Genomic DNA, 16,010 nt, shown 5'->3' with positions numbered 1-16,010 from the left:
GATGCACAATCTTGACCGTTTTGATACCTTGGCAAAATAACATTTTTCCAGTCATCGTTATAGATTTTTAATACACTGGTACGAAGAGGCTAGACAAGATTTGAGTCAAAAAATTCTGTTGTGTTGCATGTTACTTGCAGTGTTTACGATAGATCATTGATAATATCTCTAGGATATAATCAACTTCAAGTTGCAAAACCGGTATTTGCGCAACAGTCAGGCGACAATTCATCCCAGTCTTCCAACTATGTTATTCCCGTAGCTGTTCCAGATTGGATTAAAAACAATACAGGGTTCATGGGCACAAGGAAAGATTACAGATTCGCAATTTGTTTTAGGAATACGTTATCTTGATGCAAATGGCGTCTGCATTGCTTCCTCATGGAAATGACGTAGACTTTGCAAAAACCCATTCCCCCATGGATAAAAAATGTCGCCAGTTGGTGGGCAAGTGGAAGCGTTTCTGATTACGAGTTTCTCTCAGATATCCAGTATTTGATCAATAGTGGTGAGATCAGTCTCAAGCATTCTGGAAACCAGACAACTACACAGGACTCTAATCTGCTAACTGATAACTTTCCAAAAGGCAAGATCAAACTAGACAATGTTACACTTGATGTCCAAATTGCAGACACTCCAGACAGGATGATAGAAGGCCTGCAATTCCAGCAACCGTTACCATACAGCCAGGGAATGATCTTTGTATTTCCACAAACACAGATAGTTTCCATGTGGATGAAAGACATGCAGTTTCCACTAGATATGATTTGGTTTAACAGCAATGGCAACGTGGTTGATATTGAGAAGAACCTGCTCCCCTGTAGCGACAATGGAACGTGCACAATTTACAATGGACAGATGCAAGATGCAAAATATGTCCTCGAAGTCACAGGCGGCTTTGCAGACAAATTCAACATAACTGAAAATTCCAAGTTTGTCCTTTTACAAAGATAAATCAAGAGATATCAAGTACCCATTTTGAACACCAAGAAAATGTTCGAATTGTGTTTCTAGTGGGATATCACATACAGATAAATTCTGACGCTTTGAACCATAATTCATGTCTGAGATAATACAATACCAGATCCAACAACTAGTTGACAATGGGCAGACAGTACAGATTACCCTGATGGAAGATGTACAGACAGAGCCTGTTTCACAAAAGCAACTAATGATGGAGGCTATCAATAAAAAATTAGACCCGGAATTAAAAGACCAGATTCTTCCATTTCTAGAGGCAATACTTCAGGCCCAGCCAACCATTGCAATCAAGAGCTATGCCCAGACCACCATAACAATAGCCATGCCAAAGCGCAGATACGAGAAAATGGGCAGCCCTCAGGTCGGACAGAGACTTGAGATCAACATTAAAAAACTGTAATTGGTAAAATTATTTGTAATTTTTTCTCAATTTGAGAAAAGAGTTTTTCCCCATCCAGAGAAATTCCGTAGAACCACTAGGGGAATCAATGTTCACACCTTTTTGGTTTCAATGTATGGCTTTTCTAATAATTGAGCGAATTTTCATCTTCTAAATTCCTATGACAATACCACAAGTTTAGCCAGTACGCCAGGACCACATAGACTTCGTCCTATAGAGAGCCAGTAAACTCCCGGCATGGCATCAGAATTTGCAGATACGGTCGCAGTAAAACCTGGATTGCTGTCAGGGTATAACATTACTGAATCTGGCGCAAACGAAGTGTTAATTCCGACATGAAGTAATTTTGAGGCATAAGGCAGCTCATCTAATGGAATGTCTCCAGTGTTATCAGTATCGCATGGTTCCTCAAACCCACCTCCAAACTGTATGCCATAATGACAAATCTGAGAGTGATGTCCTGTCCTGTCATTGTAAAGGGAGGCCGCATAGGATATCACAGATTTTCCTTCGGTTACATTTGACATATAGAAAAGAGCTGCACCATTAGTCATATTGAAGAGCGTGTTACCATTATTTTGGAACCAAGCTGCATTGGCAGGAGCAGAATATTGCACGTTGATTGTCCCCTGCATTCCAGGATGCAAAAAGAACGTGTTGCCATATTGAGTAGAATTATAATAATTTGCAAAACCTGTCGAGTTTTTTATTGTAGCACCAAATTGGATTCCGCCATACATCATGGGGCATGACATGCTTCCCAATTCTCCTGCAAATATTGTACTGTTTGATACCACCAAATGTTCTATGGCAACATGACCCCATTCATCTCCGCCAATTATGGTGTATATGCCAGATTTGAATGGATAGAGCTGGCCCTGATACCAGTATCCATTAATCGATACATGATCTGCCATTTCATCACGGTACGAACACAAAGGTTGTCCTGCGTCAGTACAGGTATATGCAACTGCGTGTGCGCTTGAAGGCTCAAAGACGTAGCTTAGAGTGGCATTGATAGCTGGACACAATGCATCAGGATTGAAAAGCAAGAGCGGATTTCCCTTGGTCATGTTTTGTTCTGTATAATATCCCTGAAACATTTCAATGCCAAATGGTCTTGGTATGCAAGGATCTAGACCTAGACTTGGCAGCTGCTCCAGAATTTGCAGCCTTGACATACAATTGCGTTGGCAGGGTGTTGTTGACTGAGATTGCAATCCCTACTGCTTGACCAGTATGTATCAATTGTGATCCGGTAGAGAAATACAGCTTCAAAGACGATGAATTGTCTGCTGGGGTTTGCGTGATTGAATTAGCATTTGCACTTACAAGTAATTTTATTTTATCATCATATATCGTCATCCCAGCTTGAGGTTCTAGGTGGTTGCTAAGAACCGTGGTCGAATTTACCGCCAGATGAGGACCATATTGTGTTGGAAGAGGTATTCCTCCAAATTCGTTTGCAGTATGAGTGCCATAAATTTCCTCAAAAGAGTCTGGAAATTTCATGTCAAGCATGACAAATGCACCGCCGGGGGTAATCATGGTCCCTGCAGGAAAAGTAAATGTGACATTGTGAAATTGTATCTGGGTTGCCTCAGGTAAACGAGATGCCGAATAATCGAGTGTGGTTTGATAGTATGTTTGATTGTCAATTGATACTGTAGTATTACCTTCTTCATCTATGCCAGCATAACTGTAATCGTTCAATGTGATTTTGGGCTCCATGTGTATGTCCATGATAGTAAAATGCTTGTTTTGCCCAGCCTCGTTCAACAAGATTGGCTACATTTTCTGGCCTTACACATGCAGGAGTTCCGTCTTCTGCTTTGATAATCAACTGAAGGCCTGAATTACAAGTTATGTTATTTGGCGCAATTCCTGAATTGAATTGCTTCAATGGAGATAGAGTTGATTCGGAAGACTGACGTGCGGCACAAAAGCCTGTACATCCATACACATTTTTGTCAATAACATAACTAATCCCTATTACTAAAATTACAATTATTGTAAGGTATAGAGTTTTCACGCTTGACTAGTGCGGTACAAGCATGCTTTAAAAAAGTGGCGTAGATTTACTCTATAATGATCGATCATCAGTTGCAATCAGATTTTAATCAGTTCATCCACTGGTGTGAGAAATGTTCACACCTTTTTGGTTCTAGTGTATGGTTTTTCAGTTTGGAACGTTTTCTTTTTTGATTTTAAGCACTCGCAGTATTATCTCAATGGATAAACCAAACGCCAGAACTGAGAGCGCTATTACCAACGGCCAGAAAAATTCAGGGGTTGGAGAACCTATATTGAAAAACGGTGTGCCGGAGCCCGCGATGTGGGTGATGCATCACCTCAGTTACTCTTGATCTTGCAAGCTTTAACATCTCTTCAAGTGTAGCACCAGAGCCTATTCCTCCATTGCCAGAGTATGGCCCTCCCACCCCATTGTAAAACGGATTATAGCTTGTCGAGCCTGCGCTGCTTGGTATTTTTTGCATTTCCTGCACGGGATTTGATTGCATTATACTACCAGTTCCCTGAAGCGCCATAGTTGCAAACCATGAGCCAATTGCAGAAATCCCTACTGCGCCAAATCTGTAAATTGACTTGAACGACTTTAGCAGCGATTTGCTTGACCTGGCTTTTTCTGAGAACTTTGAAGGAACAATTACAATTGCAAATTTTGTAGCGCAATAGTATTTCATGTCATGGGCTTTTGTGTTCTTGCCTATCTTTGATATCTCAACCAAGCCCACATCCTGCATCTTTTTGACGTGGTATCTCACAAGTTGTAGCGAAAATCCAGTCGTTGTGGCAATCTCATTTGCCGTAAGCGTATGGTCAAATAACAATTTCAGTACAGTTCTGCTAGTATCAGTTACCAGAACCTCGCCTAGTGCCCTGAGTCTTTCGTCATCTGCATCGTAGATGCTTACTCTCTCAGGAACTGGCTGCCTTGATTTTTCACTAGTCATTGTAAATGTACAGTACTATATCTGCACGATACTATGTAAAACCTTTGATGAAATCCGGCTTTCATCAAACGCTAAATCCAAAATTTGCGTATTATACAACATGACAGAAACTAGAATAGTCCTTTCAGGCACTCTGCTTGCAGTCTTTGCTGCAAGTGCGCTCATGCCACTGGCATTTGCGCAAACTTATCCCCAAGGGTCAAACACCGGCATGACCCTTGAACAAGACCTAAAACTTGCAAGAGAGCGAATTGAAGAAGTCAAGGCACATCCCGGCGCAGGTTCTGGAACACCATATCTTAGCGCAAGTGGAGTGGTTGGAGCCACAATAATATCAGGAGGAATCTTTGGCGGAATCTTTGTTGCCTTTGTAGTCAGGGCAAAGCAGATAGAAAATAAGAGAGCCCAAGATAACCTACTCCGATAACTTTTCCCTTTATTTTTATTTTTGTTACTGTAAGATGCAGAGTCTTCATTGTCTAAATTTCACCCTATAAAATACAATCAATGATGTAATGCCAATCAATAGAACGGGAACAGCAAATGGAAACTCGGGAACTAGATAAGTACCATAAATATACATGATGCTTGTACCATTTTCAAAATCAATCTCAAGTGTTCTTGTGTTGTTGCTTGTCTGTGATTCATGATAGACTACCGGTGTTGTCTTGTCCATCATTTTCCAGTATTGTATAGTAAAATTCTGGTCATTTCCATCTCCATTTATAGAATCAATTAGTTTTCGTGGAAGTACGAGGTGCAAGTGCCCATCACCCAGGGTTGTCTCGATTCTTAGTTTTAATGCATTGTCTGCAGGATCTGCCGTGATGTCAAAGGCGCCATTTGTTATGTTATACGGCACAGGATAGTAGGCAGTATCGTTGATTCTGACTGGAGCTACACCCTGCCTGTCATAGCCAGCATCTTTTCCATAGTGGATTCCTTGAATAGTTATGACATTGTCTTTTCCCTCTGTTACAGGCAATGTAAACACCCTGTCCCCTTGAGGGTCAAGATGATCTATCAGTGGTATGCTATCCCTCAATCCTGAATACAATGTTGTGGTATCATTTATGGTCCCGACAAAATCCATGAGTTCTGAAGGTATTCTGATTTTAAGTGTAGTATCATGTGATGCATAATATCTCACGTCTAAAAGGTTCGATATTGGGTCCACACCAATGTATGAAATCTCTCCACCATCAAGATGATATGGAATGACAAATGTTCCAAGCCTTGGGTCCTCAAGATTATATGGTACGTTTGTCTCGTTGTTTTGTTCCACAAGCAGAGTGCTAAAGAATTTCCCTGACATGTTTCCGTCTGCACCGTCAAGTTCCATCAAGTATCTTCCTGAAGATGCATTGTCAGGTATCGTAAAATTTGTATTAAAAATGCCAGTTTTGCCTGCCTGTGTTGTCATGTCTTGAATGGAAGGAACCCCTGCATGAATTTGAATGTCAGAATATGACAGGCGCCTGTTGCATCCATCCTGTACAATTCCAGTGAAATTTAGCCGCTCTCCCTGATGATATATTCCAAATTCTGGAATTCCTGAGAACTGGACAGGGTCAGCAACTGCCATGCCGACAAACATGTGATCCATAGTAACTTGCTTGGCGCCTGCAGGAATATCAAATGTTAAAGATATGCCATTGAAGTTGGACGACTGGCTAAATTCTTCTCCATATTTTTTATCAGTGCTTACTGTAAAATCCAAGAAATTGTGAATGTCTCCTATTCCTCTGCTTGCAAAACAAAATATGTTTTCCGCAGCTTCATTTGACATTGATACTGACATGGAACCATTTTGCGTTTGGCTGCTTGTGATGTCAAGATCAAGACGATTATCATAATAAGAACGAAAATGGGCAGATATCCCGTTTACCGATACGTTTGTGCCTTTGTAATCAATTTCATATTGTGTGCCGTTGACTTGAATCAATGATTTTTCCACATCGGCTGATGCAAAATCAATGCCACTAGAAATAATTCCAAACATTGCAATGATAAAAAAATACAAGACTTTCATTGTCTAAATCTCATCCTGTAAAATATAATCATTGATGTAATCCCTAGAAACAAAACTGGAACTGCGAAAGAAAATTCTGGAATTGGTACTGTGTTTTGTTCCGCGAAAACCCATTTGTTTCCATCAAACTGCCATGTTTTGGAATCGTTGTATATATCGGTAAGTGCGGGGTTTGTGATATGTATTGAATTCCATTGTACTGGTAAACAGCTGTCAGTGTAGTGTTTTCAGTATTAAGAGATAACGGCTCATCTATGGCCATAAATCCGTAGGTACAACTTTGGTGTGGCAACATGATAAGATACGGTGCTATGCTTGGAGGATTTGCAACATGGTATGGAAGTGCGGGTCCAGAATAATCTGACTGCCAGCCTTCTTTGTACGCATATATCTCAAAATGTGACGCGGTTATAGGCGTATCAAGTCTGTTGTAAAGTGTTATCCATTGTTCACCATACTTTGTATGAACATCTTGTACAGGAGCGCCATCGGCATGAAACCCGGATGCAATTACACATGGATTGGTCAGGTTGTTTTCTACATGTATTGGCTCACAGTTTCCACTTCCAATATAGTGTCCACATGCAACCTTGTGGTTTGGGACCAGATTAACTGCACACCCCTCCCCCACACCAGTATCTTCACACGTAGTATCATCTGGAAGTATTTTGAAAGGATCGTTTAGCTCTACCTGCGTAATCGCAATTGGAGATATGAAGTTTGAAGAACTTGTTACATTTTGTGCAAAAGCAGTATTAAAAGTGAATAGTACAATTAGCAAAAATGCAGTTACTATAAGGTACAGTGATTTCATTTCATGATTTTATCTTATGTTACAACTATATTCATTGTCAAAGGCTCAGACAGGGTACCGCAAGCAACAAGGCAAGGCCAGTCAAAAATCTGTGCTGTGTATGTCCCATGTCTGGTTGGAGTCCAAGATTGTGCAGGACTCATGGATTGATGGGGTTGCAGTGTACCTGTCATCCAGTTTAGCATTACAACCTTTCCGTCACTACCCAATACTTGAACGATATAGGCAAACGGTTGTTTAACATCTTGATTGTTTGTGATATCTGCAACAAGTTGTATCTGTTTGTTTACATTAGTATTCCATATCTTTGTGGAAGGTCCATAGCTTTGTTGTTCAGCATAAACTAGATTGAGTGGAGATACAGTCAATATCAAAAAAACTGATGCAGTGCATAAAATAGGTTTCATCATAACATAGTGTTTGTTTCTAGTTTAAAAAAGTGGCGTATTTTTTGTTCTAGTTTTTGCAACCGATTACAGTTATTTTTTAATTTAGCGATACCAACTCAAAGATCTAGAGAAGCTTTTCAACTTCATCTATTGTTCCAAGCGGCAACGAACACGTAAAATCCTTGCAGACATAGACCTGTGTCTTTGCCTCAACAAATTCTTTTCCTGCAAAAAATGGCAGTGATTGCAATGCCTTGAGACTTTCTGGAGTATCGATTCCCACAAGTATTGGATTCTGGAAGAAATTTCTTTTCAAGCCAAGTGCACAGTTCCTTTGTTGGCATAGTTTATCATGGTAATCTCAACTGGTTTTTGCAGATGCATATAGATTACATTTAAAAGTTGACCAAAGCCAAATGGGTTTTCTGCAGCCATTGTAGAAAGCGATTCCATAATCTTCAGCGACGCATCAAGATATCGCTTATCCTGCATGATGTGATACAGCCTCAACAATGCCCCAGCTGCAACAGAATTTCCAGAAGGAAGTGACAAATCATAGATGTTCTTGTGACGTATGATCAGCTTTTCGTGATTGTCTGCAGTAAAAAAGAAATTCTTTTCGTTTTCATCCCAAAAGTGTTCCAGCAGGTAATTTGCATAATGCACTGCAAGGTCCAGGTATTTTTTGACAGGTTTTGCTTCAAAATAATCAAGCAGTGCAGTTACAAAACATGCATAATCGTCAAGATATGCCCTAAGTTTTGCCTGCCCATCTTTGTAGGTGTGTAACAATTCTCCATTTTTTACCATTTTTTCTTCGATAAACCTAATGCAATTTTCTGCAGCCTTGAGAAAACTATCATTTTTTGTAACTCTGTATCCTCGCAGAAAACCCGTTATCATCAATCCATTCCAACCTGTGAGGATTTTCTCATCCCTGCCAGGTGCCACGCGCTTGTTTCTTTCCTGCAAGAGCTTTTCCTTGCTTTTTTGTATAATGTCTCTTGCTTCAGATTCAGTCTTGCCATATTGAAATGCTGCAGAAGACAGATGGATTGTATTATGCAGTATGTTGTGTCCCTCAAAGTTTCCTCCATCTACAACATCATAGTATAGACAAAACAGATCAGAGTCGCTTCCAAGTATTTCCCGAATCTCGCTTTTTTTCCAGACATAGTATTTTCCTTCTTCGCCTTCAGAATCGGCATCCTGTGCAGAGTAGAACCCGCCGTCAGGTGAGGTCATCTCTTTCAAGATGTATCCCAGCGTTTGATTTATCACATCAAGATATTTTTCATCCTTTGTTATCTGATATGCTTCTGCATATACGACAGGTAGCAAGGCATTGTCATACAGCATCTTTTCAAAATGTGGCACATGCCACCTGGAATCTGTTGAATACCTGTGAAACCCTCCCATGATTTGGTCATATATTCCCCCATTTGCCATTTTTGTCAGAGTCTTTAACGTGAATTCTTGAAATTTTGAGATTCCAGAGAGTTTAGAGTATCGCAACATAAATGACAAATTTGCAGCGTTTGGAAATTTTGGTGCACTGCCAAACCCTCCATTTGTCATATCCCCAAGTGAGAGCAAGTTTACAGCCGCTTCATCAAGTACGGATCGGTCCAATTTTGATGGAACGGTGATTGACTCTGTCTTTTGCAGCGAGTTGACAAAGTTTTCCGATGCAGACTCTACATCATGAGGTTTTTCTTTCCAGGCTTGTGCAAGCTGTCGTGTGACGCTTCCAAATCCTGGCCTTCCATAGCTGTCAAGCGGTGGAAAATACGTTCCAACATAAAACGGCCTCTGGTCTGGCGTAAGAAACACGCTAAGAGGCCAGCCGCCGCTGCCAGTTACTAGCTGACACACCTTTTGATAAATATCGTCAATGTCTGGTCGCTCCTCTCTGTCGACTTTGATGTTGACAAAGTTCTCGTTCATTATTTGTGCAATCTCTTGGTTTTCAAAAGACTCGTGAGCCATAACGTGGCACCAGTGGCATGCGCTGTAGCCCACGCTAAGAAAGATTGGCTTGTTCTCATCCTTTGCTTTCTTTAGTGCCTCATCAGACCATGGATACCAGTGTACCGGATTGTGCGCATGCTGCAAAAGATACGGGCTTGACTCATGGATTAGCTTGTTTGGTTCCACTATCTCTAGAATTGAAAATGCCTATTTGTATTGTTCTATGTTATTTCCAGTCTGATGTGCTTTTTCAAATATTAAATAACACAGCACAAATTATTCCAGTTATGAACTGCAAGCGCTGTCACCACACTGATTCCATACATGAGCCTTCAAGTGAGAGTCACTCATTTTTAAAAGCTGGAAAATGTCTGATACCAAACTGTACGTGCAAACAATATCTTGATCCAATAGATGAGATTGACGAAGAACTAGTCTAGCCTTTATTTTCCTGTAACGCTAATGCCTACAGTTTCATTTAGGTCAACTGATTTTGATACTCCTACAGTTGCAGTTGAATTCATTGCAACTGTTGTAGATGCAGTTGCATTTACAGTTGTTTTCGAAGAGGTGTGATTAGACTGCATGGTTGCGGTGTTATTTGCAGTGACAGCAGAAACTGCAGGGTTTGATAATGTCACCGTGGTTTTATTTGCAACAGCAGAAGTAGCGTTTGGTCTAGTCGACATTGTTACAGTTTGATTTGTTGCAATAACTGCAGTCTTGTTTGTTGCAACAGTTGTAGTTTGGTTAGTAGACGGTACAGTAGATGTTGCATTTGGACCGCTGGAGCTTGCAGCAGGCGTTGTTTGATTGGCTTGTACATGAGAGGCTGGCGGCGGTGGTAACACCATGGTGTAATTTGCCACAGGCGTACTAGAGTTTGTTACCTGTTTTAGATTATCAGTAAACGATGTGGTAAAAATCATTATTTTGACTTCTTGTCCTTGTATCTGACTTTCTTGTTGTTGCTCATAGGCTGGTAGCGTTGGCAAGTGAGGCTTCACGTGAGCCTGATGTCAGTTTTGCTCCAACTGCCAGATTATAGTTATCAAGTACGACATTGTAGCCAGTTGTAGGAGTTTGCAGAAACACTTCGGCACCTGCCATTTGGTTTAGATTGTAATCTTTAGAGCCGTTGAAAACTAGGACCTGCATTGTAGAGCCTGGATTTTGTGCCGCATCTTGGGTTTGTAGTTGGCGTGCAGCATCAAGCGTGTCTGCAGAATCCAGCATCCTCAGTTTTGCACCAACCGGTTGTGATACATCAAAAAGAACAATATTGTAACCTGACTTTGGCGTCATGGTATCTACTTCTTGTAGTGCCATTATGTTAGACGAGAAATGATAATTGCTTGCCAGATTCCACGAAAGCAATCCAATTGCCACAAGAGATACCGAAATTACTATCATCGAATAACCCACTTTTCTATAGTTGTGAGGATTCTTGTCTCTTAGAACTGGCTTTGGTTTGTCTGCAGGATCATTTGCAATTGACATTTGTTGTCCAAAAAATAGGCGCTGAATTTATATCTTTTATTAATGAGCCGTCTTGCCGAGTCATAAAACATGACAATATGACTCCAGCCGCAAGATTGTTATCCAGAATTGAAGCTTTTTTCCACTTTGAAGATCTGAAGTGTGAGTAGATCTATTGCTTTTTTTAGGTGCTCAAATTCATCTACGAGATGTTTTTGATTTTCAACTATACCCTTCAGTACTACAATCATGGATTTTTGTGATTTATCATCAGACGCTGCCTCTAGTGCATTGAGTTTTGATTCCATTATATCCAAGTCCTTTTGCATTTTCTTGCCGTGTGACTTTTCCACAGTTAGGCTCTGCGTACATCATATATCAAGATAAAGTTAAAAGTTAAGGCTCTGAGCAAAAAATTGTGATTGAAGAAAAACTTGCCTTGCTAAATATTTCACTTCCAACACCACCCAAGCCTGCAGGCTCGTACATTCCTGTTGTAAGGACTGGAAATCTTGTATTTGTCTCAGGCCAGATTCCAGTAAAAGACGGCAAGGTAGAATTTCAGGGTAAAGTTCCTACAAATGTATCACTAGAAGTTGCACAGCAGGCAGCCAAGCTTTGTGTCATAAATGTACTGGCACAACTCAAAGCAGAGCTTGGAACACTAGACAAGATTTCAAGAATCGTGCGAGTGTCAGGATTTGTAAACAGCGCGCAAGACTTTGTTGAACAGCCCAAGATAATCAATGCCGCCTCTGACTTTTTGTTTGAGATATTTGGGAGAAAAGGGAAAACATTCCAGAATTGCAGTGGGAGTTGCAAGTCTTCCTCTAAACTCTACTGTTGAGATAGACTTGATAGCCGAAGTCAGTTAAGCTTTGAATTGAATTTTTTGACGAACTGTAAAATTTTTTCTTTTGGTATGACTGCACCGCATGCCTTGTCATGTCCTCCACCTGAGCCGCCAAGCTCTGTTGCAAGCTGGTTGACTATTCTTCCCAAATGTACTTTGCATGATCTTGAACCGCGAATAGAGACTGCGTAAATTCCCTTTTCTTCTCTGAATTTGTATGACACACCAACGTCTTTTCCTGACATTCCCAAGACAAAATTAACCACCATGCTTGCACCAGAATCTGTGACTTCCATGTAAGCCAAGTTCTTCATTTTCTTCATGTTGTCTTTTACCTTTTGAATTACACCTGAAATTCTTTCTGCTTGTATGCGCGCAAATTCAAAAGTGTTTGGAATATCGTGTGGATATTTTAATTGGCTGAGCTCGTCTACAAGATACAGCAAGTACTCGCCGTCTTTTTGGTGGCTGACAATAGTAAATGTAAGAACTGTTGCCTCAAGTAAAATGAACTGTCTGTCAAATCTTTGGAGTAGTTTTGAACCCAGCGGTCTGTCTTCCATGTAATCTGTGACTGCAGAACAGGCAGCAATCAGAGAGCTGATGATCATTTAGCTTTGACTTGAACGCATTATAGACCTGGACAGTCGTACACTCGTTTACCGTATGAATCAAATTGACTTTTAAGGCCTTGATTTTTTTCTTTATTCCGTCTTCCAGATCATGATGATCAATGTATGTCACTGAGACACGCTTTTTTTCTCAATTCCTTTAGGAGTTCAACGAACTGGTCCTGGTTTGTTTTGCTAAGACCCAAATCACATATGTATACCGTTTTTATTGATTCGTCATTTCGTAATTGTTCAAGCTCTGTCATAAGACCTGGATAGTCAACCAGTTTTGTATCCCCGCCAAATGCTTGCCTGATTAATGATGCAGCGCCTATTCCATCAGCATCTTCTTTGTGTGAAATGCAGACAACTTTGGTTCTTGCCATAGAATTAACACGTCAGAACACCCTCATTTAAATCAAAAACGGCGTGATCTCAATTAATTCAAGCTACAAAAGTAGCGGGCTTTTTCAATCCCATGTAGTTCTTAAATTCTGAAACCAGAGTTCTGTGCTTGGTGCCATCTTGCAAGACCATGCAATACATGTCATAAAACGAGATTCCAAGCAGCCGCGATTCCCTGTCAAGCTGCGATAGTTCATCCAAGATTTTTGGATCTTTTGTTTCAACTACAAAGTTGTCAACTAGTTTGATGAAATCCTCTTCTAATGGAATCATTTTCATGCAGTTCTTTTGGAATTTTGCTATATGCTACAGAGTTGTGAGATTAGACCAACTGCTTAATTTTCCGCCATTTTCAAGTTGTAATTGTCTTCTCGTACAGACAGGGGGACTGGGTAGTAGATTTTTAATACACATTTGACGCAATGGTATCTAGTGGAAACAAAGAACATTGGGCTTCGCAATATCGAAGTTGCAGATACAAAGATTTGCGCAATAGACGGCGTTAACGGAAAACTGATCTACCGAGGATATGACATTTTAGACCTGGTAAAGAAATCAAACTTTGAAGAGACTGCCTGTCTTCTTCTCAATGACGACCTTCCAACTGACAAGACATTAGAGGACTTTGGAACCAAACTGATGCAAGCAAGAGACATTCCAGAAAACATTGAAAAAAATCTAAAAAATCTTCCCAAGACTGCAAATCCTATGGATGTCATCCAGTCTCGAATATCGGAGCTTGCAGTATATGACAAGGAAAAAGGAGACGACCACAAGACCAATTACAACAGGGCAATAGATCTTATCTCAAAAATTCCAATAATCATAGCGTACTGGGACAGGATTAGAAATGGCAAGGAGGTTGTTCTGCCCTCAAAAAAACTTGGTCATGCTGGAAATTTCCTATACATGTTAACTGGAAAGGAGCCAGACCCCGAGATTGCAAGAATCTTTGACATTTGCCTAATTTTACATGCAGAACACAGCTTTAACGCATCAACATTTGCTGCAAGAGAAGTGGCCTCAACCCGAGCTCACATGTACGCAGCAGTCAGTGCTGCAATAGGCGCACTCAGTGGAGAACTTCACGGGGGTGCAAACTTTCAGGTCATGAAGATGCTGTTAGACATTCAAACCGAAGATAAAGTAGAATCCAAGATAAAAGAAAAGCTTGCCAAAGGAGACAGGATAATGGGAATGGGTCATGCAGTGTACAAGACATTTGATCCCAGGGCCGAAGTCTTAAGAGAGCTTTCCCGCAGACTGTCAGAGAAGACAGGACAGCCATGGTACAGAATAACAAAGAGAGTAGAAGAAGTCACAGAAGAAGAAATGAAAAAGGTAAAGGGATCAGATATTTTTCCAAACGTAGACTTGTACAGCGCATCAACGTATTACATGCTTGGCATACCGATGGACCTTAACACTCCAATTTTTGCAATTTCAAGAACTGCAGGATGGACTGCGCACATAATTGAAGAAAAATTTGCCGAGGCGCAACCAAAGCCCATGCTTTACAGACCAAAGGCGGTGTATGTTGGAAAGTATTGCGGGCCATCAGGTTGCGAATACTTGCCTATTGAAAAAAGACAAACACCTAGCCTGACAGGCAAACTGAAAATTGATTAAATGATTATTATACAGGCATACTACACTGCCAAGCTATGAAGATTCCATTTGGAATTATTATTGTAGTTGGGTGTTTGCTCATAGGCGTGTTTGCCATGGCAGATTTTCTCATACCACATGTGATTTGCAAAATAATTCCGCGTGACAAGAGTGTCAAGATGTATGCAGGACAATACAATCCAAACGTGTTCAGTGATATTTGTTCAACAATAACCTAGTTTATCTTGAAAAAATAATCGTACATTGCATTTTGCTCTTCTACAATAGTTACTAAATTTTAGAAGCTAATTTCTTTTTGAAAGCCAGTCTTTTGCTTTGGTATCAACATCATACCTGTGAAGAACGTGGAAGACCATCTCATAGAAAGTGATTCCTCGTTTTTGAGCCTCGCCGTCGATCCACTTTAGTCCCTCTGCGAGCTCTGGATCATATGCTGAGAACTCTACCAACTCGTCGACCATGTTTGTGAAAAAAGAATTTGCTTCTAGCACGAACACAGATTTTTATTTTTGTTATTCAGTTGTATATTCAAAATATATAGACAATCAACACCTTTTTGATTGACATATGGATCACAGCTACTATTTTGACGGAAATACAAAATCAATCTCATGGGTGATCGAAAACAATGAGACATATGCGGAGCAGATAAGAACTCATGCAGAAAATTACTATGATCTAGTGTCTACAGAGCAGTCAAAATACATTGCATTGCATGTAGGTCTCTTTTGGGGAATTGGGAGATTCGTAATAAAAAATTCTGACACTGTAAATGTCATGCTTGATCTAAAATCCATGTTTGATCATCTTGCAGAAAATAAAATTGTAAATGATCCGTTCATAATTTCAAAAACTAGATTCATCCACCAACTAATAGATCAGAGAGGACTGCAGATCAGGTATAACCTGATCGAGCAGCATCAAAACAGAGCAACATCCTTACTTTTGCAATAATATCAGACCAACATCCATAAGATTTGTGCGAGTTGGGCCTGTAAAGATCAATCCGCCATATTTCTTAAAGTAGTGATAAGAATTATTTTCATTTAGATATTTGCCGATGGGCTTTGTTGGCATGCTACAATCTGCAATTGCACCTGCAACACATGTATTTCCATCCATTCCGTCAGTTCCTGCAGACTGCCATGGATAATTTTTTTGTCACGATCTTTTAGTTTTTTTAGCAGGTGCAAGACTAGTTCTTGGTTTCGTCCACCTTTTCCTTTTCCCTTTACTGTAACTGTCGGTTCCCCTCCAAAAACAAGACAAAAGTTTTTAGATCTTGGAACGTGTTTTGAAAGCTTAGACGCAACATCATACACGTTACCTTCCACAGAATAGACTGCTTTTGTGACAAATCCGAGCTTTTGTGCACGAGTTTTCATGAGATCGACACAAGCTCGATTAGATTGGATGACATAATTTTGGATCTTGGGTTTTTTTGGAGTTTCAGGCAGCACACCTTTTGTTC

23 protein-coding genes and 2 pseudogenes are annotated in these 16,010 nt (G+C 40.3%); 8 read left to right on the top strand and 17 right to left on the bottom strand.

The genetic code is table 11. The annotated features are described in order from the left end of the window. Positions 1-399: 399 nt before the first annotated feature. Both DYY67_RS01190 and DYY67_RS01185 read left to right on the top strand, forming a co-directional pair. Positions 400-954 carry a DUF192 domain-containing protein gene (locus DYY67_RS01190; protein ID WP_166390026.1) on the top strand — a complete coding sequence of 185 codons (555 nt, stop codon included), beginning with the start codon at positions 400-402 and terminating at the stop codon, positions 952-954. Positions 955-1,060: 106 nt separating this feature from the next. After that, positions 1,061-1,381, top strand: a complete 321-nt coding sequence (locus DYY67_RS01185; RefSeq protein WP_166390024.1) for a hypothetical protein — start codon at positions 1,061-1,063, stop codon at positions 1,379-1,381. A gap of 158 nt (positions 1,382-1,539) precedes the next feature. On the opposite strand, the gene DYY67_RS01180 is transcribed toward DYY67_RS01185, so the two are convergent. From DYY67_RS01180 to DYY67_RS01165, 4 genes are all read right to left on the bottom strand, one after another. Next, a complete protein-coding gene (locus DYY67_RS01180) occupies positions 1,540-2,484 on the bottom strand; it encodes a hypothetical protein (protein WP_166390022.1) in 945 nt (314 codons plus the stop codon). 1 nt (position 2,485) lies between these two features. Next, the gene (locus DYY67_RS01175) at positions 2,486-3,094 is read right to left on the bottom strand and encodes a hypothetical protein (RefSeq protein ID WP_166390020.1); all 609 of its coding nucleotides are present in this window, start codon (positions 3,092-3,094) and stop codon (positions 2,486-2,488) included. Then, on the bottom strand, positions 3,063-3,413 hold the full coding sequence (locus tag DYY67_RS01170) for a hypothetical protein (RefSeq protein WP_166390018.1): 351 nt from the start codon (positions 3,411-3,413) through the stop codon (positions 3,063-3,065). Before DYY67_RS01170 ends, DYY67_RS01175 begins: the two co-directional genes overlap by 32 nt. Positions 3,414-3,666: 253 nt before the next feature. Next, positions 3,667-4,356: an ArsR/SmtB family transcription factor gene (locus tag DYY67_RS01165; RefSeq protein ID WP_166390016.1), complete on the bottom strand. Its 690-nt coding sequence runs from the start codon at positions 4,354-4,356 to the stop codon at positions 3,667-3,669. A 100-nt stretch (positions 4,357-4,456) separates the two neighbouring features. Between DYY67_RS01165 and DYY67_RS01160 the strand changes: the two genes are divergently transcribed. Further along, complete coding sequence (locus DYY67_RS01160; protein ID WP_166390014.1) at positions 4,457-4,783, top strand: hypothetical protein; 327 nt, start codon at positions 4,457-4,459, stop codon at positions 4,781-4,783. A gap of 45 nt (positions 4,784-4,828) precedes the next feature. Here the strand turns inward: DYY67_RS01160 and DYY67_RS01155 are convergent, their stop codons facing one another. From DYY67_RS01155 to DYY67_RS01140, 5 genes are all read right to left on the bottom strand, one after another. Continuing rightward, entirely contained in the window at positions 4,829-6,388 is a 1,560-nt protein-coding gene (locus DYY67_RS01155) for a hypothetical protein (protein ID WP_166390012.1), read from the bottom strand. Positions 6,389-6,431: 43 nt separating this feature from the next. After that, positions 6,432-7,202 (bottom strand): hypothetical protein, encoded by a 771-nt coding sequence (locus tag DYY67_RS01150; protein ID WP_166390010.1) that lies wholly within the window; start codon positions 7,200-7,202, stop codon positions 6,432-6,434. Positions 7,203-7,216: 14 nt separating this feature from the next. Beyond that, positions 7,217-7,570 carry a hypothetical protein gene (locus DYY67_RS01145; RefSeq protein WP_166390008.1) on the bottom strand — a complete coding sequence of 118 codons (354 nt, stop codon included), beginning with the start codon at positions 7,568-7,570 and terminating at the stop codon, positions 7,217-7,219. Between the two features lie 145 nt (positions 7,571-7,715). Continuing rightward, positions 7,716-7,907: a hypothetical protein gene (locus DYY67_RS10365; RefSeq protein ID WP_255492602.1), complete on the bottom strand. Its 192-nt coding sequence runs from the start codon at positions 7,905-7,907 to the stop codon at positions 7,716-7,718. Next, positions 7,904-9,748, bottom strand: coding sequence for a thioredoxin domain-containing protein (locus DYY67_RS01140; protein ID WP_320415892.1), 1,845 nt, complete (start codon positions 9,746-9,748; stop codon positions 7,904-7,906). Before DYY67_RS01140 ends, DYY67_RS10365 begins: the two co-directional genes overlap by 4 nt. A 101-nt stretch (positions 9,749-9,849) precedes the next feature. On the opposite strand from DYY67_RS01140, the gene DYY67_RS01135 reads away from it, so the two are divergent. After that, on the top strand, positions 9,850-10,002 hold the full coding sequence (locus DYY67_RS01135) for a hypothetical protein (protein WP_166390006.1): 153 nt from the start codon (positions 9,850-9,852) through the stop codon (positions 10,000-10,002). 3 nt (positions 10,003-10,005) lie between these two features. Here DYY67_RS01135 and DYY67_RS01130 read toward each other — a convergent pair whose 3' ends face one another. The 3 genes from DYY67_RS01130 to DYY67_RS01120 all read right to left on the bottom strand — a co-directional run bounded on the left by DYY67_RS01130 (position 10,006) and on the right by DYY67_RS01120 (position 11,394). Next, on the bottom strand, positions 10,006-10,557 hold the full coding sequence (locus DYY67_RS01130) for a hypothetical protein (RefSeq protein WP_166390004.1): 552 nt from the start codon (positions 10,555-10,557) through the stop codon (positions 10,006-10,008). Continuing rightward, a complete protein-coding gene (locus DYY67_RS01125; protein ID WP_166389997.1) occupies positions 10,535-11,062 on the bottom strand; it encodes a hypothetical protein in 528 nt (175 codons plus the stop codon). Before DYY67_RS01125 ends, DYY67_RS01130 begins: the two co-directional genes overlap by 23 nt. Before the next feature lie 98 nt (positions 11,063-11,160). Then, a complete protein-coding gene (locus DYY67_RS01120) occupies positions 11,161-11,394 on the bottom strand; it encodes a hypothetical protein (RefSeq protein ID WP_320415891.1) in 234 nt (77 codons plus the stop codon). Positions 11,395-11,459: 65 nt separating this feature from the next. Here DYY67_RS01120 and DYY67_RS01115 point away from each other — a divergent pair. Continuing rightward, positions 11,460-11,916: pseudogene (locus tag DYY67_RS01115) on the top strand (RidA family protein). Here DYY67_RS01115 and DYY67_RS01110 read toward each other — a convergent pair. Then, positions 11,909-12,891, bottom strand: a pseudogene (locus DYY67_RS01110) (DHHA1 domain-containing protein). The pseudogenes DYY67_RS01115 and DYY67_RS01110 overlap by 8 nt on opposite strands. A gap of 58 nt (positions 12,892-12,949) precedes the next feature. Continuing rightward, the gene (locus DYY67_RS01105; RefSeq protein ID WP_166389995.1) at positions 12,950-13,183 is read right to left on the bottom strand and encodes a hypothetical protein; all 234 of its coding nucleotides are present in this window, start codon (positions 13,181-13,183) and stop codon (positions 12,950-12,952) included. Between the two features lie 159 nt (positions 13,184-13,342). Between DYY67_RS01105 and DYY67_RS01100 the strand changes: the two genes are divergently transcribed. Together DYY67_RS01100 and DYY67_RS01095 are read left to right on the top strand one after the other, a co-directional pair. Further along, positions 13,343-14,539, top strand: coding sequence for a citrate/2-methylcitrate synthase (locus tag DYY67_RS01100; protein ID WP_166389993.1), 1,197 nt, complete (start codon positions 13,343-13,345; stop codon positions 14,537-14,539). Between the two features lie 35 nt (positions 14,540-14,574). Then, on the top strand, positions 14,575-14,757 hold the full coding sequence (locus DYY67_RS01095) for a hypothetical protein (RefSeq protein ID WP_166389991.1): 183 nt from the start codon (positions 14,575-14,577) through the stop codon (positions 14,755-14,757). 66 nt (positions 14,758-14,823) lie between these two features. Here DYY67_RS01095 and DYY67_RS01090 read toward each other — a convergent pair whose 3' ends face one another. Then, complete coding sequence (locus DYY67_RS01090; protein ID WP_166389989.1) at positions 14,824-15,030, bottom strand: hypothetical protein; 207 nt, start codon at positions 15,028-15,030, stop codon at positions 14,824-14,826. A gap of 76 nt (positions 15,031-15,106) precedes the next feature. On the opposite strand from DYY67_RS01090, the gene DYY67_RS01085 reads away from it, so the two are divergent. Further along, complete coding sequence (locus DYY67_RS01085) at positions 15,107-15,493, top strand: hypothetical protein (RefSeq protein ID WP_166389987.1); 387 nt, start codon at positions 15,107-15,109, stop codon at positions 15,491-15,493. Here the strand turns inward: DYY67_RS01085 and DYY67_RS11795 are convergent. Both DYY67_RS11795 and DYY67_RS10360 read right to left on the bottom strand, forming a co-directional pair. Next, positions 15,479-15,661, bottom strand: a complete 183-nt coding sequence (locus DYY67_RS11795; RefSeq protein WP_166389985.1) for an MOFRL family protein — start codon at positions 15,659-15,661, stop codon at positions 15,479-15,481. The two genes, DYY67_RS01085 and DYY67_RS11795, sit on opposite strands and share 15 nt — an antisense overlap. After that, positions 15,586-15,924, bottom strand: coding sequence for an MOFRL family protein (locus DYY67_RS10360; RefSeq protein ID WP_255492640.1), 339 nt, complete (start codon positions 15,922-15,924; stop codon positions 15,586-15,588). Before DYY67_RS10360 ends, DYY67_RS11795 begins: the two co-directional genes overlap by 76 nt. Positions 15,925-16,010: the final 86 nt, after the last annotated feature.

It is taken from the genome of Candidatus Nitrosotalea sp. TS (assembly GCF_011319465.1).
Classification (GTDB): domain Archaea; phylum Thermoproteota; class Nitrososphaeria; order Nitrososphaerales; family Nitrosopumilaceae; genus Nitrosotalea.
This window is presented reverse-complemented; position numbering and strand designations above follow the sequence as displayed.